This window comes from Bartonella sp. TP (assembly GCF_030406085.1).
Lineage (GTDB): Bacteria > Pseudomonadota > Alphaproteobacteria > Rhizobiales > Rhizobiaceae > CALTWN01.
In genome coordinates this window covers 869,294-891,328 of the sequence record NZ_CP129002.1, presented here as the reverse complement: position 1 = coordinate 891,328, position 22,035 = coordinate 869,294, and the positions used below count along the sequence as shown (strand labels likewise).

The window sequence follows — 22,035 nt, the reverse complement described above, 5'->3', positions numbered from 1 at the left end:
CCATAACCTACATAAGCGGCGGCCAATAAGCAAAAAACATAAATAGCAACACATATTTATACATAAGACAAATCATGACTTTCAGGATATAACCCAGCTATTACCTTGATATGTATCCTAACTCTTGTTATGGGCGTATAATTTGCTTATTATACCGATAAACTATGGAGCAAAAATCCCATAGGAAATACTTAAAAAGAAAGGGATGCAAAAAGTATGGAAGCTACAAATAAATTAAAAAAAGAGTTGAATAAAAGACACATATTATTCATTGCTCTGGGATCTGCTATAGGCACAGGGCTATTCTTAGGCTCTGCTACAACGATAAAACTAGCAGGCCCTAGTGTATTATTTGCTTATATAATAGCAGGACTGGCAGCATTTTTAACAATGCGAGCCCTAGGAGAAATGGCAATAAATGCACCGCAGTTAAAAACCTTTAGCAGCTATACAGGTAAGTTTATAAGCCCTTTGGCTGGCTTTATAACTGGCTGGTCTTATGTTTTTCAAATAGCTTTCGTTTGCCTTGCAGATGTCACTGCCTTCGCTACCTATATGAAATTTTGGTATCCAGATGTATCTGCCTGGATTTGGACGCTTGCCCTGGGTTGCTTTATCTGCGCCGTAAATTTAGTTACAGTTAAAACTTACGGAGAGCTAGAATTTTGGTTCTCTATAATAAAAGTTTTAGCGATTTTAGCCATGATAGCTGGCGGGGTTTTTTTAATCAGCACAGGATTCCACAGCGCCCACCACAGCATAACCCATGTTAATCACGTAAGCAGCCCAGCCTATTGGTTTCCAAATGGTATTTCAGGATTTGTGCAATGTTTGCCCATAGTTATTTACTCTTTTGGCGGAATTGAAATAATTGGTATAACAGCTGCTGAAGCCAAACATCCAGAAACGAGCATTCCAAAAGCCATAAATACCATACCCTTTAGAATTATCTTTTTTTATGTGTTAACCATAGGTGTTTTAATTAGTATATATCCTTGGGACCAGATAGGCATAGATGGTAGCCCATTTGTAACCATTTGCGAAGCCTTAGGGATTCACTCTGCTGCTAATATACTAAATGTTATTGTAATCACCGCTGCCGTCTCGTCACTGAATAGCGTTATTTATGGCGCCAGCCGCATGATATACAGTCTAGCAGAAGAAGGCCATGCATTAAAACATTTAAATAAATTGAGCGAAAAAGGTGTACCGATATATGCAATTTTCGTTATGCTGAGCGTTTTAGTTTCTGGCGTATTATTTAATTATTTCAATCACGAAGGTCTTTTCGTTATAATAGCAAATATAGTTGGGTTAACCTCTATAGCCAGCTGGTTTATGATTGTACTAGCACAGTTATTGATGCGAGCTAAGATGACAGCACAAGAAAAAGCAAATTTAAAATACCCAGTACCATTATGGCCAATTACCAGCATACTAACGCTATTATTCCTTAGCTTTATCATGGTACTCATAGCCATTCATCAGGTAAACGCACTTTTCTATGGACTTTGCTGGATTTTTAGTTTGGTTGCCATATATTTCAGTATCAAGCATTTAGATAAAACTGGCCGCTTCGTACACAAAGTAGCTAGGACTTAAACATAAAAAAGAAAGCATGTTAGAAATAACATGCTTTCTTAAGCTTATGGGTGTAGTAAGCACCCTACACTTTATGAGTTTAGTCTGGTGAGCCCGGAGGGACTTGAACCCCCAACCAAGCGGTTATGAGCCGCTGGCTCTAACCAATTGAGCTACAGGCCCAAACCAGTTTTATCTTTTACCCTAATTTAATTACCTTTACAAGTAAAAAATTACAAATTCTTGTAATTTATTTAATTTTTATTATATTCCATATCATTAAAGAAATATAACTGTTTAAAGGCTTGCTTATGAAACCTCATGTTTTTCTTACTATCTGTGCTGCTGCATACACACTAAGCGCAAATAAATCTTGGGCTGCTAACGACATTCCAGCCATTGTTGTACATGCCAATGGCGAAGCAAGCGCTATGCCAAACCAGGCCATTTTAGAGCTGGGAGTTAGCAGCCATGCAAAGACCGCACAGGCCGCACTATCTAACAATAATACGGCTATGAATAGCATAGTGGAGGCTCTACAAAAACAACATATCGCCAAAGCAGATATGCAAACATCGCAATTATCGCTATATGAAACAAATCAATCAACAAAAAATGACGAAAATCCTACATATAGCTATAATATAGAAAGCCATTTGACTGTTCTCGTTCGCGATTTAGCTAATTTAGCAAAAATCTATGACACAGCTATAGAACATGGCGCGAATCAAAGCGGAGAACTTTCTTTTAGTAACAACAAAAAAGATATCTTCTTACAAGCAGCAAGAACTAAAGCAGTGCAAATAGCCAGAAATAAGGCAGAAACACTAGCCAAAGCAGCTGGGGTAAAGTTAGGCCAGATTTTAAATATAACAGAAAACTTGGGCGATAATTATCCCCTATCTACCAGCAGAGCCATGGCTTTGTCCAGCACCTCTTCTAATTTACCCCCAGTGGAAAGTGGGCAAATAAATTATAAAGTCTCTGTAACCATGTCTTTCGCTATAAAACAAGGTTCAGTATTAGTCGAGCAGCGTTAATTAACTACTAAATTTATAATAACTCTCCGCTTATATGATTCAAATATTCTTCTTCACTATCTATGCTGTCTTCTGTAGCAGTGATTCTATCTTTCGCCGATATTTTAGCTTCATGCACAGTTCGGCAATCTCCTGAGAGCAAAGGATGCCACCATTCTAAATCTTCACCCCGGAATATTTTAAGATAAGCACAAGTTTTAGGCAACCAACTAATTTGCTCCAATAAAGTATAATTTAATTTTATACAATCATTAACAAACTTATGTCTTTGCAAATAGTTTTTACATTTGCAGCTTTCGGCGTCCAACAATTTACAAGATATGGTAGTTAAAAATATCTTTCCAGTATCTTCATCTTCTAGCTTATGCATGCAACACTGGCCACAGCCATCGCAAAGCTGCTCCCATTCGCTTTCACTCATATCTTCAAGTTTTTTATTTTTCCAAAAAAACTTATCTTGTGACATAAAGTTACGAATCTAAAAAGCTGCGTAATTTCCTTGAGCGACTCGGATGCTTTAATTTACGTAATGCTTTGGCTTCAATCTGCCTAATGCGTTCTCTGGTTACAGAAAATTGCTGCCCCACTTCTTCCAAGGTATGGTCGGTATTCATACCAATACCAAACCGCATACGCAACACACGCTCTTCCCGCGGGGTTAACGAAGCTAGCACCCTCGTAGTTGTGTCGCGCAAATTCGACTGTATTGCTAAATCAATCGGCAGTAGCGCATTTTTATCTTCAATGAAATCTCCAAGATTAGAATCTTCGTCATCTCCCAGTGGCGTCTCTAAGGAAATTGGCTCTTTGGCAATTTTTAACACTTTGCGTACTTTTTCAAGTGGCATATTAAGCTTACTTGCCAATTCTTCTGGTGTGGGCTCTCTACCAATTTCGTTAAGTATCTGGCGTCCAGTACGCCCTATTTTATTTATTGTTTCTATCATATGCACGGGGATACGTATAGTTCTGGCTTGGTCTGCAATACAACGCGTTACAGCTTGGCGTATCCACCAACAGGCATAGGTAGAAAATTTATAGCCGCGCCTATATTCAAATTTATCTACAGCCTTCATCAACCCAATATTACCTTCTTGAATCAAATCCAAAAATTGCAATCCACGGTTAGTATATTTTTTAGCAATAGAGATAACTAAGCGCAAATTGGCTTCCACCATTTCTTTTTTTGCCAAACTTGCTTCTTGCTCGCCTTTTTGTACCTGCATAACTATACGCCGAAATTCGGATAAAGAGATGTCAGTTTCATCAACAAGCTCTTTTATATCAGCACGTATTTCAGCTATATGGTGCTCTTGCGCAGTAACAAACTCCCGCCATTTTGGATTTGGCAGATTTTTTACATAATCTATCCAATTTGGGTCAACTTCATGGCCTTGATAATGTTGCAAAAACTCCTCATGGCCGATAGAATACTCTGCAGCAAGCCGTTTTAAACGCCCTTCTTTTTGAACAAGATCCTTATTTATAGCATATAACTGTTCTACCAACGCATCTATGCGCGCCTGATTAAGAGAAAGGGATTTAACAGCGCGAACAAGCTGTAATTTAAGTTCATTAAATTCTTTTTGCTGCACTGGATTTAGCGTGCATTTTTCCGGTGACTTAAAAGAAGAAGGTGATACAATTTGCTGCAAAACATGTAGTTTTTCATAAGCTTCTGCAATAAAGTCCAAAGTTTTCATAACTTTTGGCAAGAGCTGCTCTTCCATAGCAGCAAAAGACATGTTTACGTCGTCTTCGTCATCCTCTAAACTTTCCTCCGACTCGTCTCGGTCAAAATTTGGCTTAAAAGAAACATTTTTATTATCCGCTACTGGGTCGTCCTCGCAGCCACATTTAGCTTCCGGACCTGCATACATGGTTTCTAAGTCAATAATTTCTCGCAAAAAGATATTTTGCCTCTTCAATTGATCACGCCAGATAATGATAGCTTGAAAGGTTAATGGACTTTGGCATAGCCCAGATATCATAGTTTCGCGTCCAGCTTCAATACGCTTGGCTATTGCGATCTCACCCTCACGAGATAATAATTCAACATTCCCCATATCCCGTAGATACATACGAACCGGGTCATCAGTACGATCTAAATTTTCTGTTTTCTTATCTAAAGTTAAATCACGACTGCCAGCTGATATTAACTCATTTGAAGAAGATTCAGACTCTAATTCTGCCTCATCATCTACTACATTAATGCCCATATCAGAAAATATAGACATAGTATCTTCTATTTGATCAGGATTTATCGCACCTGAAGGGAAAAGGCTATTCAACTCGTCTATGACAACGTATCCACGTTTCTTCGCCAATTTTATAAGCTTGTTAACCCTATTTTGCGTTAGCTCAGAGCTCATCGCTTTTTCATCCATTTTGGTCTGTTGTTCATCATTTTTCAAATTGCTATCCAACTTAGCTTTACTTACCATACACGAGTTACTCCAAAAACATCCACTGCCACTAAAATATACATATATTGCACTAATACATATTGTAAACCAAAATTATACCTCTTCAATAAAGGTTTTTTCAGCTTCAAACAATAATTTTTTTATATTTGCCAAAGTTTTATATAAATCAAGATCTTCAATCATCATACGCTTAGCTATATCCTCTAATTGTAAATTTATATTATGTGCTCTCATATAAAGATGTAAGGCCTGGTCTAAAATATCGCTACTATCAATTTGCATTAAATCTATACCTACTTTTTTCGCCAATTGCGCTACCTCTGCTACAAACTTTGCCTCACAATGTTTTTCCAGCAATTTCTTAAATATTTCTGGCTCGAAGAGCTGACCATCTTCGCTAATAAGCTCTAACATATGCCTATGTAATTTACTAAGCCTAGCGTCGGTAAATTGTAAATTCGCTAATTGCTCAAATTTTTCACGCCATAAAATAGGGGCATTTAACAACAATGATAAAATCATCTTTTCTCGTAAAAATAAATTTTTGCTCAATTGCTGCGTAGCATTCTGTAACGCTGAAAACGCAACATTTGGCGCCCTATTTTGCTTCGACCCCTTGCGCAGATTATAAAATAGGTCACGCAATCTTGCTTTAATCGTTTGGAAATAGTGGCTGCGCAGCGTAGTATCCTGAATTAGATTTACAGTTTGCGTCAAGCGATGCTCTAACCCCGCACATTTTTCTGGCGTATCAAGCGCCACTCCGTTAACCTCCCGTTCCCATAATAATTCTATCAGAGGCTTGGCTTGTGCCAAACATTGCTGCATCGCCTCTATACCACTAGTTTTAATCAATTCATCAGGATCCATTGCATTGGGTAACAGCACAAAACGCAACGATACATCTTTATTCAACAAAGGCATTACTTTATCGATAACTCTATAAGCAGCCCGCAAACCAGCCGCATCTCCGTCAAAACACACTATTGGATGCTTAGAGCTTTGCCAAATTAACGATATATGCTCTGTTGTTAGCGAAGTGCCTAAAGGAGCCACCGCATTTTCAAAACCAACCTTATGCAAGGCTATAACATCCATATAACCCTCTACTATCAGCAAAGAGGATAATAATTCATTCTGCATCTTTTGGCGACGACAAAAATCCCGCGCAGCTCGCAAATTGTACACTATTTTACTTTTATGAAATAGCTCAGTTTCCGGAGAATTTATATATTTCGCCCGCACATCATTACTTAAAGACCGACCACCAAATCCTACAATTCTTGCCCGTAAATCCTTAATGGGAAAAGTAATTCTACCCCGAAATCTTTCATAATTCTGCTCATCCTCTTCCGAGGCAATCACTAACCCCGCTGCCTGCATTTGCTCAACGCTTACTCCATTGGCTTTAAGATAGCTTTGCAAACTACCCTTAGCTTCTGGCGCGTAGCCCAAACCAAATTGCTTACATATATTTGTATCTAATCCTCGATTTTGCAAATATTCGCGAATATTCTCTTGTTTCGCCTCATAAAGCTGTGACTCAAAAAAAATACAAGCTTTAGCTAAAACATCATAAAGATCTATTCGCTTTTTTTCTTCCTCTCTATCTTCTAATGAAATGCTAGGTAATTGCAACCCAGCCATCTCTGCCAATTTGGCAACAGCCTGGGCAAACGATAATCCTTCCGTCTTCATAATAAAACTAAAGATATCACCGCTTTCGCCACAACCAAAACAGTGATACGAAGCTCTTTCATCTTGATAACGAAAACTTGGCGTTTTTTCATGATGAAAAGGACAGCATGCCCAGTAATCTCCACGATTACTCTTGCTTTTTCGCTTATCAAATGTTACTTTTTCGCCTATAACGCGCGATATAGTTAAGCGGGCTTTGATGTCGTTTAAGAAATTATGGGAAAAGCGCATACAAGATCTTCATTAATACTTACCTAATATATATATTATATCTTGTTAAAAAATACTAGTGCTTTATATAATTGCCTATGAATCTAGGCTTCAAAAAATACAACATTTAATCTGCAGGAGATACAAAAATGGATGACAAAAGTATAGGTTGGCTAGCCGCTATTATAATAGGTGGCTTAGCAGGCTGGATGGCACAGCGCATGATGCACACAAATACTGGCATATTTTTAAACATTATCTTGGGTATTGTTGGCGCTTCTATTGCTACCTTTGTCCTAGGTATGATTGGTGTGCATTTTGCAGGATGGTTTGGCTATTTAATAGCTGGCTTCATCGGGGCATGCGCACTTATATTCATCGGCCGTCAACTAGGTCTTTAAAATAGTTAGCCCCTAGCGCTGCCATGTAGCTAGGGGGCTTTTCCCTGCCAAGCGAGTATTTTCCCAAGCACGCAGCCAAGCGCAATAAAACTTCCAAAACAACCTTGATTTTTTACTAAAAATCGCTATTCCTTATGTCTTATGAAAAATCTGCAATAGGCATAAAATGACCGCTTATGAGATGCTATGTATTATAGTACTTGGTTTAATAGGTTGGGTGGCGCATAGAATTATGCATACCCATACTGGCATATTTTTAAATATTGTCTTGGTTTTTGTTGGTAGCTTGGTTGGTGCCTTTGGTTTATATATACTTGGTTTTGAAGGCAGAACCCTAGGGCTCCTTGAAAGACACCTTAGAGAATTCGTCGTTTCTATCATCGGCACATGTGCACTTATATTCATACTCCGCAAATTAGGGCTCACTCTCTAGCCACAAATTAAACTTTTGCGCTAGACTTGACCTTTTGTTAAAAAAGCGTTAAACTCCTTAACTTAGCCATACAATATATTTTTAAACAATTAGCTGGGTTAGAACACTAACTTCTCTTGGCTGCGGAAGCACCTGCGCTCTAACCTTTGTGGAGATTATTTTGACCGATATGAACCTAGCAGAAAATGTCTTGCCCTGGTCTACAACCCCCACTACAGCACGGCTTATTTTAGCAAATGGCGAGATAATTCAAGGTAAGGGGCTAGGAGCAACTGGTGTAAAGCTTGGCGAAATATGTTTTAATACCGCTATAACTGGCTATCAAGAGATATTAACGGACCCATCCTACCTAGAACAAATTGTTCTTTTTACCTTTCCTCATATAGGCAATGTAGGGGCGAATAATCATGATATTGAAGATTTAATACCACAAAAAAAACATGGCGCTATAGGGGCGATAATGAAAGCTGACATCAGCGATCCTTCAAACTATCGTGCCGTACAAGATTTAAATCAATGGCTAAAAGAACGTGGCATTATCGCTATATGCAACGTAGATACACGGGCTTTAACCCATTATCTAAAGCAAAATGGCACTGTTAATGCTATAATTGCCCATGATAACAGTGGCGAATTTAGTGAAAATGGCCCCTTCTGCACTAAAATTTTATCTGAAAAGCTAAAGCAGTGGCCTGGCCTTGAGGGCTTGGATTTAGCTATAGAAGCTGGAGCCACCGAGCATGATAAATGGCAAGAGAGCCAATGGTCTTGGGAGTCGCATGAATACCCCGCCCATGATACAAGCACTAATGCAAATATGCATATCGTTGTAATCGATTATGGCATAAAGCGTAATATTTTACGGTTACTAAAAAATTTAGGCGCTAATATAACATTAGTATCACCACAAACCAGCGCGCAGAAAATTTTAAACTTAAATCCAGATGGCATATTTTTATCCAACGGCCCGGGCGATCCAGCAGCTACAGCTAGCTATGCAGTGCCAACTATACAGAAACTTATAGAAAGTAACTTACCTATCTTTGGTATTTGTTTAGGGCATCAATTACTAGCGCTTGCAGTAAAAGCAAAAACCATAAAAATGCATCAAGGCCATCACGGTGCGAATCATCCAGTACAAGATTGTCAAACTGGCAAAGTGGAAATAGTTTCAATGAATCATGGTTTTGCTGTGGACCCCAGCAGCCTGCCAGAAAATGTTATACAAACCCATATATCTTTATTTGATGGTACAAATTGTGGCCTTGCCTTTGTAAACAAACCTATTTTTTCGGTACAACACCACCCAGAAGCATCGCCAGGGCCACAAGATAGCCATTATCTCTTTGAAAAATTTAAAACCTATATAAATAATTACTCCAGCTCTAGGAAAAACAATGCCAAAGCGTAATGATATAAAATCTATATTAATAATAGGCGCTGGTCCCATTGTAATTGGACAGGCCTGTGAATTTGACTATTCTGGAGCCCAGGCTTGCAAAGCACTACGCGAAGAAGGCTATAGAGTTATCTTAGTAAATTCAAATCCAGCTACCATAATGACAGATCCGGAATTGGCCGATGCTACCTATATTGAACCGGTAACACCAGAAATAGTAGCAAAAATTATAGAAAAAGAGCGCCCCAACGCCCTGTTGCCTACCATGGGTGGGCAAACCGCATTAAACACAGCACTATCGCTTAAACGCATGGGGGTTTTAGAACGATATAATGTAGAAATGATTGGCGCGAATGCACAGGCGATAGATAAAGCCGAAGATCGAGCTTTATTTCGTGAAGCAATGCAAAAAATTGGACTAGACACGCCGCGCTCAATGCTAGCTAACGCAACTGAAATAAAAGAACAAGACAGAGCTTTTTATGAGGCAAAAAAAACAGAATTAAAAACTTTGCTAAAAGGCGCAGAGCAACATACTGCCTTAGAGGAGCTAGAACAAGAATGGCGTAATAACGAAACAAAGAGAAAAAAATCCTATATGGCTTATGCAATAGCTAAAGCCAGCGAGGCTTTGGAGGTAATAGGACTTCCCGCTATAATTCGCCCCTCTTTTACCTTAGGCGGCACTGGCGGCGGTATTGCCTATAATCGCAGTGAGTTTTTTGAAATAGTTGAAAGTGGTCTAGAGGCCTCCCCCACCACTGAGGTACTTATAGAAGAAAGCGTCTTGGGTTGGAAAGAATATGAAATGGAGGTAGTCCGAGATAGCAATGATAATTGCATAATAGTATGCTCCATCGAAAATATTGACCCCATGGGTATACATACTGGTGATTCGATAACAGTAGCGCCAGCAATGACGTTAACCGATAAAGAATATCAAAGAATGCGCAACGCTTCTATTGCAGTATTGCGTGAAATCGGCGTAGAAACTGGTGGATCTAATGTGCAATTTGCTGTGAATCCCGAAAATGGTAAGCTAATAGTTATCGAAATGAACCCTAGAGTTTCAAGATCTTCAGCCTTAGCTTCAAAAGCTACTGGATTTCCCATTGCAAAAATAGCAGCAAAATTAGCTGTAGGCTATACATTAGACGAATTAAAAAATGATATAACAGGGGGAGCGACTCCTGCTTCTTTTGAGCCATCTATAGATTATATAGTTACAAAAATCCCACGCTTTACCTTTGAAAAATTTCCTGGGTCCTCTAGTACCTTAGGCACGTCTATGAAATCTGTTGGCGAGGTAATGGCAATAGGCCGTAGCTTTGCAGAATCACTGCAAAAAGCTCTATGTGGGCTCGAAACTAAACTTTCCGGGTTTGATGAGATAGCCTTGCCGCCTCATGAAGCTGGAGAAGAAAAAAATATTATCTTAGCGGAAATAGCAAAGATCACCCCAGATAGATTAAGATATATAGCGCAAGCTATACGTATGCAAATTTCCTTGGAGGAAATATATCAAATCACCAAAATCGATCCTTGGTTCTTAAAACAAATAGAGCAAATCATCCATACCGAACAACGTATAATAAAGTATGGCTTGCCACAAAACGCTGAACTTTTGTTAGAGTTAAAAGCCATGGGATTTAGCGATCAAAGGTTAGCAACACTCAGTAATAATAGTATAGCTTATGTAAAAGACCTGCGTAATAAAACAGGCATTCAGCCAGTATTCAAGCGCATAGATAGCTGTGCAGGTGAATTTAATAGCTCTACAGCTTATATGTACTCTACCTATGAAGCTAAATTTTTAGGACAATTCAACTCAGAAGCCAACATTAGCAGCCGTAAAAAAGTAATCATCTTAGGCGGTGGCCCAAATCGCATAGGCCAAGGCATAGAGTTTGATTATTGTTGTTGTCACGCAGCTTTTGCGCTACGCGAAATGGACATTGAAGCCATTATGATAAACTGCAACCCAGAAACAGTATCAACCGACTATGACACTTCAGACCGTTTATATTTTGAGCCTTTAACTATCGAACATGTATTAAATATTTTAGAATTAGAAAAACAAAAGGGCGAATTACTAGGTGTGATAGTACAATTTGGTGGACAAACTCCCTTAAATTTAGCTAAAGCCATAGAAGCCGCAGGGATTCCTATTATAGGAACCCAACCACTAGCCATTGACTTAGCCGAAGATCGCGACCAATTTCAAAAATTATTATCTCGCCTAAAACTAACTCAACCTAAAAACGGCATAAGCTGGTCCGTAAAAGAAGCTTATGCCCTACCAAAAACACTTGGTTTTCCTGTCATCGTACGGCCTTCGTATGTTTTAGGCGGTAGAGCTATGCAAGTTTTACACAGCGAAAAAGAATTGCAACACTATATAGATAACACACTAATAGCACTCATACCAGAAGAGATAAAAAGTAAGTTCAAAAATAACTTACATAGACAAATAGATGGATTATTAAGCACAAATCCTCTATTGTTCGATAGCTATTTGACAGATGCTACTGAACTAGATGTAGATTGCTTAGCTGATGGCAAGGACTGCTGCATCGTAGGCATAATGCAACATATAGAAGAAGCTGGTATCCACTCTGGTGATTCTGCTTGCGCGTTGCCTCCTTATAATTTAGCCAAAGATGTTGTTGAGCGCGTAACAGAACATGCTAAAGCTTTAGCTAAGGCTTTGGATATTATAGGGTTTATGAATATACAATTCGCTATAAAAAACGATGTGATATATATTTTAGAGGTTAATCCACGCGCATCTAGAACTGTGCCTTTTGTTGCTAAAGCTATTGGAGTTCCATTAGCAAAAATTGCTACAAGAATCATGGTTGGAGAAAATATAGAGCAAGCTATGAAAGCTTATGGCAAAAAAAATGAAAATTTTGAGCAAAGCCATATAGCGGTAAAAGAGGCAGTGTTTCCTTTTGCACGCTTCACCAATACCGACACCTTATTAGGCCCAGAAATGCGTTCTACAGGTGAAGTTATGGGAATTGACTATAGCTTTCCCCTAGCCTTTGCCAAAGCCCAAATAGGTGCTGGCGCCAAATTGCCCAAAACAGGAACTATATTTGTATCTGTAACTAATAAAGATAAAAAAGCAATTTTGCCAGCAGTAAGAATACTTGCTAATTGCGGATTTAATATAATCGCAACAACAGGTACACAGAAATATTTAGAAGAAAATGGTATTCTAGCAAAAAAAATTAATAAGGTATTCGAAGGCCATCCCCACATAGAGGATGCCATACGCAATTACCAAATAGATTTAATGTTTAATACGACCAACAGTGCTAGCAGTATCTCTGATTCAAAATCCCTACGCCGAGCCGCTTTATTACAAAAGATTCCTTATTATACAACTATAGCAGGCGCAAATGCAGCAAGCCAAGCGATTATAGCACTTAAAGAAAATGAATTAACCGTTCGGCCGTTGCAAGATTATTTTAAATACGCCCAAGTTTAGTTTAGTGTTATTATTTCTTTCTTACCACGCTGATATTGTTCCCACATGGTTTTATATAAACTCTCTAGGTTTTTAGTAAATAGCTCTGAGTTATATAAAGGAGCAGTTTTTAAATTCTTTTTCATTTCAGCTTTTACAGCGCGCAAAAGGTCTTTGTTGGTACCCAAAGCATAAGCCAAAGAATAAGCTTCCTCAATATTATGAGCTACCAATTGCGAGCAATTATTGGCGGTAACTACACTGGCAGAAACGCGAGAAGGAAAAGTGTGGCCTATTTGTGCAATCAATGGCACGCAAGCGGCCATAAGATCACTGGCAGTAGTATGAGATGTGCAAGGAAAAGAATCAAAAGCAATATCAGCAAGACTTAATCGCAACCGATGAGTAAGCATTTCTACCTTAGGAGCAAAAATTATACGCTTTGCATGAATTCCACGCTTTTCCGCTTCAAGTAAAATATTTTTACATGTTAATAAATGGTCAGGCTTTAGCAACCATAATACTGAATCCGGTACATCTCTCAACACCCTACACCAATAATCAAATTGCCGCGGATGTAACTTCGCTATTTGATTAAAGCTGCAATAAACAATTTTATCTTCTGGAAGCCCTACCATATCACGCGTAATATCAGCTTCAAATAAAATACTATTATCATTTGGCTGATAGCAATGCGGCATATATGCCAGTGTTTCACTAAAAAATGGAGCATGTTCTATTGGTGTTACAATAGGATCTGTAATTATATAATCGGCTAATCTTTCAACGCCAAAAGTATTCGGAAACCCTAACCAATTTACTACTATAGGAGCTGGCCGTAAAGCCGATACAGCCGTGCCGCTATTTTTAGTATAGCCTTTTAAATCTACCAGAATATGTATGTTTTCATCTTTAATCAATTTTGCCTTTTCATGTATAGACAAATGCGAAATACGATGGCGCTTTACATTCATTTCTTCTATACGTTTTCCATAGATACTATCTCGATCTTCATAAGAATTAAGTATAAATAAATGAATCTCAAACTCTGTACTATCGTGCAATTCCAATACTCTACTCAATAAAAGCATAGTCGCATGAGTAAAAAAGTCTGAAGACAGATAACCTATCTTTAACGGTCCCTTTTTTTGCATAGGCACTTTACGATCAAAACCTTCGACTAAAGCTGGCTGATCCAAGCCAAATCCATACCCTATCTCTGCAGATTTTTTTACAAGATGTCCCAATTCTTCCTGTGTAAAAGCCGGTATTTGTATAGAGGTAAAAGCCAAAACCGGGCTATAATCAAACTTTCCAGCTCGAAAATCAGATACAAATAACTCATCTGTCTCCTCTATAGAGTCCCAAAAAGCCATCTCTCTGGCTAAACTAGTAATCAAACCCCATTTTTTTAACTCAATAAAATAATAAAGAGCTTTATCATCGCTGTCACAATTTATAAACGCACGGGCAAAATCGTTTAGCAAATCATAATCTGAAGGATGGTGTTTAATAGCATCTTGCAACAGAGTTTCAAGTTTTTTAATATCTCTTGCATCTTCATGAATTTCCAATAAAGATTCATAGAATCTCCTGTCTCTGCGCACATTTAAGCCTTTTCTGAAATATTCTTCAGCCCTCAAATCATCCTTAAGTTTCTTATAGCTCAAACCGAGTAAATAATATAACGCAAGACGTGCACGGCGATTTTTAAGTTTTAACAAGGTTTCTTCTGCCAGAATAATAGCTTCTGAATATTTTTTTTCATTAAATAATTTATCTATCTGCGTTACAGCTCTAATATTTCCAACTGCCATTATGCGCTCCAAACCTTTTAAACAAATAAGAACATACTACTAACATTACCTTTTGCTACGCTTACCATTGTCAAAAATTTTACTTGCAGAGAAAAATAAAATATGATAATCATAGTCATATTTAAAAAAATAAATATTTATAAGGAGTTATTAATGTTAAAAAAACACAATTTAGTACTTTATGCAAGTATAAGCCTAGCAAGTTTTATTTGCTTGCCCTATGGAGCAAATGCTGGTGAAACGCCCATCGGCAAGCCCCAAATGTGCGGTGGAATGGAAATCGGTGCTGTTTATCTGCAACCTATAGAAATGATGCCTAAAGGCATGATGACGCCAGTAGAAAAATCTGATGTACATCTAGAAGCTGACATACATGCTGTTGAGCACAATAAAAATGGCTTTCCAGAAGGATGGTGGATTCCATATTTAGGCATAGATTATGAATTGAAAAAGGATGGACTTGCCGAAGCTAAAAAAGGCCCGCTAATGGCTATGGTTGCTAATGATGGCCCACATTATGGGGACAATATTAAGTTAATGGGACCCGGCAAATATCACTTAACCCTTACTATTTTACCTCCAGATCACAAAGGTGAATTTGGTCGTCATATCGATAAAGAAACAGGTGTGGCGCCATTTTTTAATAAATGCGTAACGCATTATGATTTCGTTTACGCTGGCACTGGTAAAAAAGGTGGATATTAATAAGCAAAGTTTGAGTATAATAAAATGGCAAACAAGTGGATATATATTTTATTAACAACTAGCTTATATCTGCTTGCGCCAAATTATGCTATGGCCAACAAGCCAGCTGTTTATAATTTAGAGATAAAGGATGGTGTTTTTACACCTCCCTTTATCTCTGTTCCAGCTCACCAACGTATTAAGATTATTATAAAAAACACTGGAACCTCGCCAGCAGAATTTGAAAATTTATCGCTAATTGTAGAAAAAACTTTAGGTTCTGGGGTTCAATCCTTCGCTATCATACCGCCGTTGCGCCCAGGAACCTATAAATTTATCGACGAATTTCATAGTAATATGAATGGTTTTAAAATTAATGCAAAATAAAATACAGGCTTAATATCATGCAAATTATGGAAGCTCCATTATTTATCGTTTGGCGCGAAAGTGTCGAAGCTCTATTGGTTATCGCTATATTATATAATTGGTTACGAAAAGAAAACCTAACCCATTATACTAACCGTTTATGGTATGGCACAGGCCTTGGGTTATTAATAGCTGCAATTTTAGCTGGTATATTTTGGCTGGCCAGTAATTGGTATGGCGGCGCTGGCGGAGAATGGATGTTTACTATAATGATGGCTGTTGCTGCTCTACTAATTTTACAAATGGTAGTATGGATGCATAGAAATGGTAAACATATGAAAAGCCGCTTAGAAGAGCAAGCTCAAAAAAGCTTAGCAAAATCACAAGGCTGGGGACTGATGCTGATCACAACTCTCGCCGTTGCTAGAGAAGGCAGTGAAACAGTAGTATTCTTGTCCGGTATTGGCGCTCAACAAGTTGGCGGCAGCTTGGCGTATTTCATATTAGGAGCTATTATTGGCTTGTGCTTAGCCTTATTATCCTTTTGGTTATTGCAGAAATTTGCCAATGCTATTTCATGGCGATATTTCTTTCTTATAAGTGAAATTGCACTGCTGCTAATAGGTGGCGGGTTATTTGTTAGTGCCTTCGATAAAGCTTCCGGGCAATTAGCTGACTATAATATTCCGGATTGGTTTTACAACTTTATGGCCAATCCCATATGGAACAGTTCTCAGATATTACAAGACAACAGTACCTTAACTGGCCTTACCGGATATCATGCCTCGCCTTCATTAATGCAGATCTCTGCCCTAGTACTCTTTTGGGTAAGCGCTATCCTTTTCTGCAGTTATAGCAATAGGAAAACGTAAAGGACTATAGTTAATTCTTATGTTAACACTTAAGAGCACCTTACTGAATCGGTTTGGTGCCTTTTTGCAAAAGCATCAGCGCTTTATCAGATGGCTGCAATGGGTTATAATAATAGCCTATTTTATATTACTTATTGTGCCTAGCTGCATGGATTTGCCTCCATATAGCGCTAATATTTTTAATAATCTTGCTATTTTTGCCAAATTTATTTTTTGGGGTTTATGGTGGCCCGGGGTTATTTTATCTATGTTGGTCCTCGGCCGCTTTTGGTGTGGGATTTTCTGTCCCGAAGGCGCTTTATCAGAAATTGCTAGCGAAAAATTAAGCCGCGGCCATACAATACCAAGATGGATAAAATGGAAAGGTTGGCCATTTTTGGCTTTTGCACTAACTACTATATATGGGCAATTAATAAGCGTTTATGATTATGCAAAACCAGCTTTATTGATCTTAGGCGGATCTACGTTGGCTGCTATAATCATAGGCATTTATTATGGACAAAGAGGCACTAGAGTTTGGTGCCGCTACCTGTGCCCAGTAAATGGTGTATTTAATTTATTATCACGTTTAGCCCCCATCAGCTTTAAAACAGACATAGAAAAATGGGCTAATTATACAGACACTCACACAGCAAATTTTCGCTGTGCTCCCATGATAAATATACATCAACTTCAAGGCGTTTCTGCTTGCCATATGTGTGGTCGCTGCGATGGCTTTCGCAACAGTGTAAATTTAACATCCAGATCGGTAAATGAAGAAATAGTTAGCTTAGGCGCACTAAAAACTACCAGCTGGGATCGTATCTTGCTTACCTACGGTATGATTGCTTTAGCCATAGGCGCTTTTACCTGGACAAAAAATCCTCATTTCATACCTTATAAACAAGCTTTAGCCGAATGGCTTATAAACCACAATATTTTATGGCCTTTAAATGCCAATGCGCCCTGGTGGGCGTTAACAAATTATCCCAGCCTTGGGGATAAATTTACATGGTTAGACGGGTTTTGTATCATCAGCTATATACTTATATATTGCATAATTCTGGGTGGCTTCTTAAACCTTATACTGCGACTTGTTTATTATACAGCTAAGAAAAAAATATTAATAGATCATTTTTCTATGGCGCTGCTACCGTTAGCTTTTGCCGGACTTTTCCTAGGATTAAGCAGCACTAGCATAAATTTATTGAATTTTTCTGGCATAGCTCTCCCTTGCGTTAATTTTTTACGTTCGATAATATTGGCCTTATGTGGGCTATGGAGCATATATTTAGCTATACAAATCTTACAGCGCTATAAATTATCAACATTTATCTTAACCAAATGCCTGATAGCATTCCTACCAGCCCCGACCGCTATAATAGCAATATGGGGCTATATGTTTTGGATTTGGTAAATATTCCCTTGAACTTTTCTAAAAATTTAGTAAACTTATTGGGGTACACTTGAAATGATAAGCTACATATACGGGAATAAAACATGGCGTTTATAGCTGAAAAACTTGCATCCATTAAACCTTCTGCTACGATCGCCGTTGCGCAAAAAGCTAGAGAGCTACAACAAGCTGGGGTAGACGTTATCGGCTTAGGCACTGGTGAACCAGATTTTGACACGCCGGATAATATAAAGCTTGCCGCGATAAAAGCTATACAAGCTGGCAAAACTAAATATACACCAATAGCTGGCGTGCTAGAACTACGCCAAGCTATTGCAAAAAAATTCGAAAGAGAAAATAGCCTAAATTACACGCCAGAGCAAATTATTGTAGGAACGGGTGGCAAACAAATATTATTTAATGCGCTTATGGCCACATTAAATGATGGAGACGAAGTAATAATACCGACCCCCTATTGGGTTAGTTACCCAGAAATGGTAGGCTTAAATGGCGGAGTTTCAGTGTTTTTACACACAAAGGCTGAAAATAACTATAAAATCGATTTAAACGCTTTAGAAAGTTTAATTAATAATAAGACAAAATGGTTCATTTTTAATACACCATCTAACCCAACCGGGGTTGCCTATAGCTATAATGAACTAAAAAACTTAACAAATCTCTTATTAAAGTACCCACACCTACATATTCTTTGCGATGATATGTATGAACATCTTATTTATGATAATTTTGAGTTTTTCACCTTAGCACAAGTAGAGCCAAAATTATATGACCGTATATTAACTATGAATGGTGTTTCAAAAGCCTATTCTATGACCGGGTGGCGCATAGGTTATGCTGGTGGCCCACAGGAATTAATAAAGGCTATGAATATTATACAGGGGCAACAAACCTCGGGCACCTGTTCGATTTCACAATATGCTGCTATTGAAGCTTTGAATGGCGACCAATCCTTTATAGAAAAAAGTCGCGGTATTTTTAAAAAACGCCGCGATTTGGTAGTTTCTATGCTAACGCAAATCAAAGGACTTAATTGCCCCACCCCCCAAGGAGCTTTTTATGTCTATCCACATTGTAAAGGCCTAATAGGCAAAAAAACCCCTAGTGGAGCTGTAATAAATAACGACCAAGATTTCGCAGAGCAATTGCTGAACGATCAAGCTGTGGCGGTAGTGCCCGGAACAGCCTTTGGCCTTGGCCCGGCTTTCAGAGTGTCATATGCTGCATCCACAGAGACCCTAGAAAAAGCCTGCGCGCGTATACAAACATTTTGTGCTAGCTTAACATAATTAACGGCACAAGTTAGAAAGGATTTTTTATGGAAACGGTACCTATGACCAAAAACGGATTTGACACATTAAGAGAGGAGCTAGCTTGGCGCCAACAAACTGAGCGACCGCGTATTATCGAAGCTATAGCTGAAGCTAGGGCGCACGGCGATCTTTCTGAAAATGCTGAGTATCACGCTGCAAAAGAAGCACAAAGCCTAAATGAAGGACGCATAAATGAACTAGAGGATTACATAGTACGAGCAGAAGTTATTGACATAAGCAAATTATCTGGCAATCAAATAAAATTTGGAGCAACTATCGATCTAGTAGATGAAGAGACAGAAGAAGTTAAAATATATCAAATTGTTGGCGCACATGAGGCAGATGTAAAATCTGGAAAAATTTCTATCTCTTCTCCTATCGCTAGGGCTATGATAGGCAAACAAGTTGGTGATTCTATCGAAGTAAAAGCGCCTTCTGGAGCTAAATTTTACGAAATAGTCAAAATAAAATATGCCTAAATCGCCTTTGCGCAAGACAGAAATTTTTGCGACTAATTTTAAGCAAAGATTATCTGGGGTCAGCTCTACAATAATTCAACTAGTCCCCTTGCAAAAAAGCTTAGGAGCTAAAATAGCAGCAATTGGCTTTGGCCTGCCAAAAAATTTACCCCATGTGTCAATTATCCAATTAATAGGCTTATGGCATAAGCCAGAAAACCGTCCTTTTTATATTTGGCATGCCCGGCGGCACATAGAAATGATAATAGGTATAATTCTACGAGATATATTAAGAGCTCCTATAAAATTAATCTTTACGTCTGCCACGCAACGAGACCGAAAAGCCTTTACCCATTGGCTAATACATAAAATGGATCGAGTTATAGCCGTTAACGAAAAAGTTGCTAGTAAATTAAACAGGGAAAGTCGTATTATATATCATGGTATAGATACAGAAAGATTTCTGCCTCGAAATCTTTCTACCTCTCAAAAAATACTGCAAAATATGACAAAATATAAGCTAGGCTGTTTTGGTCGCATACGCTTTTCAAAAGGTACCGACATACTTGTCGATAGTCTTATAGAGTTACTACCAAATTATCCAGACTGGACAGCTATTATAGCCGGGCGTATTAAAGTAGAGCATATAAATTTTGCTAGTAAGCTTAAACAAAAAATCAAGGCAGCGAATCTAGAAAATCGTATAATTTTCCTAGGCGAAGTACCGAATAACGGCGGGGGCCAACATGATATTAGCCTCTTATATAACGAACTAGACCTATACGCTACTCCTTCACGCGATGAAGGTTTTGGCCTAACAGCTCTAGAGGCTATGTCTTCTGGGGTTGCAACAATAGCTAGCGACGCTGGAGCCTATCCAGAAATTATACCACCGGACTGCGGCATAGTAATCAGCGATATAAATGCCACATCAATGAGTAAGGCATTAAGAATATTTTTTGAAGAGCCAGACCTAACAATAAAAATGGGAAAAAGAGCGGCAGCTTTTGTCAGAGAAAATTTTGCTTTAAAAAACGAAGCCACCGCCATTAATCAACTTTATGAAGAGTTATTTTCATCTGCGCCAAAAATCTGGCGAAAATAATATAAATAACGCTATAATCTCAACACGGCCAGCCAGCATCAAAAAGCTTAATATCCAAAGCGCCGTATCGCTCAATTGAGAATAAGTACCCAAAGGTCCTATTTTATCCCCCCAGGCTAGGCCTATATTAGACAACGAGCTGAGGGCACCAGTAAACGAACTTAATAAATCTAGACCATCCAGCATTAATGCAACGCTACCAAAAAACAAAGAAAACATATACAAACACAAAAATAAAAGCACTGACTCTGACATCTCTTCAGAAATTATCGAGCCATTATAGCGCTCTTTTCGTACTATATGAGGCGATACCAAACGCAAAATATGTAACCGGGTAATGCGCCAAAAAACTATTAACCGATTTATCTTTATCCCGCCAGCTGTAGAACCAGAGCAACCACCTAATAAGCTAAGAAAACAAGAAATAGCCAAAGCAAAATTGCCCCAATTTCCATAATTTTGGCTGGCATAACCAGTAGAACTTATGGTTGAAATCACATGGAAAGCAGAGTTTAATAAAGCATCGCCAGCAGACATATGAAATTTATGCGATAAATAATAGGCCAGCACTAAACTAGCAATGGCTATTATGATTAAAAAAAGTATAGCCTGCAAATCTCTTATGTTTTTTCTAAAGCCCAGCATTAATATTTTTACATACAGCAAAAACGGCATGGCAGAGAGTAACATGAACACACAAGAAACTATCAAAATACTCTTTTTTTGATAATAACCGAAGGAAGCATCATGAGTTGAAAGGCCAGCTGTAGCTATAGTGGTCATAGAATTATTGATAGCATCAAACAAACTCATACCCGCCATATAATATGAAATTATACATAACATGGTTAGCCCCAAATAAACGAATACTATGGCTTGTATAATTTGCCTAACCCGAGGCAATACTTTTTCTGCCTTGTAAGCAGCTTCCATATTAAAAAACTTAACGCCATCTACGCGCAAATTAGGCAAGAGCAAAAGAGCAAGGGCGATACAGCCCAGCCCCCCAACCCAACAAAGCAAAGAGCGCCATAACAAAACCCCAGGCGGCATATGATCTAAGCCCTGTAAAACGGTACCACCTGTTGTAGTAATAGCTGAAGCAGACTCAAATATAGCTGCGGCAAATGTTATTTTTAAATGCGAAAAATATAAAGGTAAGGCGCCTAAAAAAACTGCCAAAAACCATAAATAAATAACTAAGGAAAAACCAAATTGCGTTGAAAAGTTCCACTTAACGCCGCGGCTAGCAAATAAGGCTAAGGTAGACACCATAAGGGTAATAGCACAAGAGCGCGAAAAAATTATCCAGTCACTATTCCCTACATATAAATCACATAAAGCTGGCAAAAGCATAGCCAACC

General features: G+C 38.4%; 17 protein-coding genes and 1 tRNA gene. 12 read left to right on the top strand and 6 right to left on the bottom strand.

Going from position 1 to position 22,035, the window contains the following annotated elements; all coding sequences use genetic code 11:
* Positions 1 to 216: 216 nt before the first annotated feature.
* Positions 217 to 1,602, top strand: coding sequence for an amino acid permease (locus QVL57_RS04345; RefSeq protein WP_290076009.1), 1,386 nt, complete (start codon positions 217 to 219; stop codon positions 1,600 to 1,602).
* 85 nt (positions 1,603 to 1,687) lie between these two features.
* Here the strand turns inward: QVL57_RS04345 and QVL57_RS04340 are convergent.
* A tRNA-Ile gene (locus tag QVL57_RS04340) sits at positions 1,688 to 1,764 on the bottom strand.
* A 128-nt stretch (positions 1,765 to 1,892) separates the two neighbouring features.
* On the opposite strand from QVL57_RS04340, the gene QVL57_RS04335 reads away from it, so the two are divergent.
* Positions 1,893 to 2,621, top strand: coding sequence for an SIMPL domain-containing protein (locus QVL57_RS04335; protein ID WP_290076008.1), 729 nt, complete (start codon positions 1,893 to 1,895; stop codon positions 2,619 to 2,621).
* A 13-nt stretch (positions 2,622 to 2,634) separates the two neighbouring features.
* On the opposite strand, the gene QVL57_RS04330 is transcribed toward QVL57_RS04335, so the two are convergent.
* The 3 genes from QVL57_RS04330 to dnaG all read right to left on the bottom strand — a co-directional run bounded on the left by QVL57_RS04330 (position 2,635) and on the right by dnaG (position 6,976).
* Positions 2,635 to 3,087: a YcgN family cysteine cluster protein gene (locus QVL57_RS04330; protein ID WP_290076006.1), complete on the bottom strand. Its 453-nt coding sequence runs from the start codon at positions 3,085 to 3,087 to the stop codon at positions 2,635 to 2,637.
* A 4-nt stretch (positions 3,088 to 3,091) separates the two neighbouring features.
* Positions 3,092 to 5,008 carry an RNA polymerase sigma factor RpoD gene (rpoD, locus tag QVL57_RS04325; RefSeq protein WP_290077403.1) on the bottom strand — a complete coding sequence of 639 codons (1,917 nt, stop codon included), beginning with the start codon at positions 5,006 to 5,008 and terminating at the stop codon, positions 3,092 to 3,094.
* A gap of 132 nt (positions 5,009 to 5,140) precedes the next feature.
* Positions 5,141 to 6,976: a DNA primase gene (gene dnaG, locus QVL57_RS04320; protein WP_290076004.1), complete on the bottom strand. Its 1,836-nt coding sequence runs from the start codon at positions 6,974 to 6,976 to the stop codon at positions 5,141 to 5,143.
* A gap of 128 nt (positions 6,977 to 7,104) precedes the next feature.
* Between dnaG and QVL57_RS04315 the strand changes: the two genes are divergently transcribed.
* The 3 genes from QVL57_RS04315 to carB all read left to right on the top strand — a co-directional run bounded on the left by QVL57_RS04315 (position 7,105) and on the right by carB (position 12,684).
* A complete protein-coding gene (locus QVL57_RS04315) occupies positions 7,105 to 7,356 on the top strand; it encodes a GlsB/YeaQ/YmgE family stress response membrane protein (RefSeq protein ID WP_290076002.1) in 252 nt (83 codons plus the stop codon).
* 602 nt (positions 7,357 to 7,958) lie between these two features.
* The gene (gene carA, locus QVL57_RS04310; protein ID WP_290077401.1) at positions 7,959 to 9,200 is read left to right on the top strand and encodes a glutamine-hydrolyzing carbamoyl-phosphate synthase small subunit; all 1,242 of its coding nucleotides are present in this window, start codon (positions 7,959 to 7,961) and stop codon (positions 9,198 to 9,200) included.
* Positions 9,187 to 12,684 (top strand): carbamoyl-phosphate synthase large subunit, encoded by a 3,498-nt coding sequence (gene carB / locus QVL57_RS04305; protein ID WP_290076001.1) that lies wholly within the window; start codon positions 9,187 to 9,189, stop codon positions 12,682 to 12,684. The genes carA and carB overlap by 14 nt, the downstream gene beginning before the upstream one ends.
* On the opposite strand, the gene QVL57_RS04300 is transcribed toward carB, so the two are convergent.
* A complete protein-coding gene (locus tag QVL57_RS04300) occupies positions 12,681 to 14,480 on the bottom strand; it encodes a hypothetical protein (RefSeq protein ID WP_290075999.1) in 1,800 nt (599 codons plus the stop codon). The two genes, carB and QVL57_RS04300, sit on opposite strands and share 4 nt — an antisense overlap.
* Positions 14,481 to 14,633: 153 nt before the next feature.
* On the opposite strand from QVL57_RS04300, the gene QVL57_RS04295 reads away from it, so the two are divergent.
* The 7 genes from QVL57_RS04295 to QVL57_RS04265 all read left to right on the top strand — a co-directional run bounded on the left by QVL57_RS04295 (position 14,634) and on the right by QVL57_RS04265 (position 20,671).
* The gene (locus QVL57_RS04295; protein ID WP_290075998.1) at positions 14,634 to 15,185 is read left to right on the top strand and encodes an iron transporter; all 552 of its coding nucleotides are present in this window, start codon (positions 14,634 to 14,636) and stop codon (positions 15,183 to 15,185) included.
* A 24-nt stretch (positions 15,186 to 15,209) separates the two neighbouring features.
* Positions 15,210 to 15,551: a cupredoxin domain-containing protein gene (locus QVL57_RS04290; RefSeq protein WP_290075997.1), complete on the top strand. Its 342-nt coding sequence runs from the start codon at positions 15,210 to 15,212 to the stop codon at positions 15,549 to 15,551.
* A gap of 17 nt (positions 15,552 to 15,568) precedes the next feature.
* The gene (locus tag QVL57_RS04285; RefSeq protein WP_290075995.1) at positions 15,569 to 16,402 is read left to right on the top strand and encodes an FTR1 family protein; all 834 of its coding nucleotides are present in this window, start codon (positions 15,569 to 15,571) and stop codon (positions 16,400 to 16,402) included.
* A gap of 19 nt (positions 16,403 to 16,421) precedes the next feature.
* Positions 16,422 to 17,798 carry a 4Fe-4S binding protein gene (locus QVL57_RS04280; RefSeq protein WP_290075994.1) on the top strand — a complete coding sequence of 459 codons (1,377 nt, stop codon included), beginning with the start codon at positions 16,422 to 16,424 and terminating at the stop codon, positions 17,796 to 17,798.
* A gap of 83 nt (positions 17,799 to 17,881) precedes the next feature.
* A complete protein-coding gene (locus tag QVL57_RS04275) occupies positions 17,882 to 19,084 on the top strand; it encodes a pyridoxal phosphate-dependent aminotransferase (protein WP_290075992.1) in 1,203 nt (400 codons plus the stop codon).
* A gap of 29 nt (positions 19,085 to 19,113) precedes the next feature.
* Positions 19,114 to 19,587, top strand: coding sequence for a transcription elongation factor GreA (gene greA, locus QVL57_RS04270; RefSeq protein WP_290075991.1), 474 nt, complete (start codon positions 19,114 to 19,116; stop codon positions 19,585 to 19,587).
* Positions 19,580 to 20,671, top strand: coding sequence for a glycosyltransferase family 4 protein (locus QVL57_RS04265; RefSeq protein WP_290075990.1), 1,092 nt, complete (start codon positions 19,580 to 19,582; stop codon positions 20,669 to 20,671). Before greA ends, QVL57_RS04265 begins: the two co-directional genes overlap by 8 nt.
* Here QVL57_RS04265 and QVL57_RS04260 read toward each other — a convergent pair.
* Positions 20,642 to 22,027: a TrkH family potassium uptake protein gene (locus QVL57_RS04260; protein ID WP_290077399.1), complete on the bottom strand. Its 1,386-nt coding sequence runs from the start codon at positions 22,025 to 22,027 to the stop codon at positions 20,642 to 20,644. The genes QVL57_RS04265 and QVL57_RS04260 overlap by 30 nt on opposite strands.
* Positions 22,028 to 22,035 lie beyond the last annotated feature (8 nt).

Excerpts from the sequence above, each read along its gene's own strand:
- greA (WP_290075991.1), top strand. The coding sequence starts at position 19,114 with ATGGAAACGGTACCTATGACCAAAAACGGATTTGACACATTAAGAGAG.
- QVL57_RS04285 (WP_290075995.1), top strand. The coding sequence starts at position 15,569 with ATGCAAATTATGGAAGCTCCATTATTTATCGTTTGGCGCGAAAGTGTC.
- QVL57_RS04265 (WP_290075990.1), top strand. The coding sequence starts at position 19,580 with ATGCCTAAATCGCCTTTGCGCAAGACAGAAATTTTTGCGACTAATTTT.
- QVL57_RS04335 (WP_290076008.1), top strand. The coding sequence starts at position 1,893 with ATGAAACCTCATGTTTTTCTTACTATCTGTGCTGCTGCATACACACTA.
- QVL57_RS04315 (WP_290076002.1), top strand. The coding sequence starts at position 7,105 with ATGGATGACAAAAGTATAGGTTGGCTAGCCGCTATTATAATAGGTGGC.
- QVL57_RS04280 (WP_290075994.1), top strand. The coding sequence starts at position 16,422 with ATGTTAACACTTAAGAGCACCTTACTGAATCGGTTTGGTGCCTTTTTG.
- carB (WP_290076001.1), top strand. The coding sequence starts at position 9,187 with ATGCCAAAGCGTAATGATATAAAATCTATATTAATAATAGGCGCTGGT.
- QVL57_RS04295 (WP_290075998.1), top strand. The coding sequence starts at position 14,634 with ATGTTAAAAAAACACAATTTAGTACTTTATGCAAGTATAAGCCTAGCA.
- rpoD (WP_290077403.1), bottom strand. The coding sequence starts at position 5,008 with ATGGATGAAAAAGCGATGAGCTCTGAGCTAACGCAAAATAGGGTTAAC.
- QVL57_RS04330 (WP_290076006.1), bottom strand. The coding sequence starts at position 3,087 with ATGTCACAAGATAAGTTTTTTTGGAAAAATAAAAAACTTGAAGATATG.
- QVL57_RS04290 (WP_290075997.1), top strand. The coding sequence starts at position 15,210 with ATGGCAAACAAGTGGATATATATTTTATTAACAACTAGCTTATATCTG.
- QVL57_RS04260 (WP_290077399.1), bottom strand. The coding sequence starts at position 22,027 with ATGCTTTTGCCAGCTTTATGTGATTTATATGTAGGGAATAGTGACTGG.
- QVL57_RS04275 (WP_290075992.1), top strand. The coding sequence starts at position 17,882 with ATGGCGTTTATAGCTGAAAAACTTGCATCCATTAAACCTTCTGCTACG.
- carA (WP_290077401.1), top strand. The coding sequence starts at position 7,959 with ATGAACCTAGCAGAAAATGTCTTGCCCTGGTCTACAACCCCCACTACA.
- QVL57_RS04300 (WP_290075999.1), bottom strand. The coding sequence starts at position 14,480 with ATGGCAGTTGGAAATATTAGAGCTGTAACGCAGATAGATAAATTATTT.
- QVL57_RS04345 (WP_290076009.1), top strand. The coding sequence starts at position 217 with ATGGAAGCTACAAATAAATTAAAAAAAGAGTTGAATAAAAGACACATA.
- dnaG (WP_290076004.1), bottom strand. The coding sequence starts at position 6,976 with ATGCGCTTTTCCCATAATTTCTTAAACGACATCAAAGCCCGCTTAACT.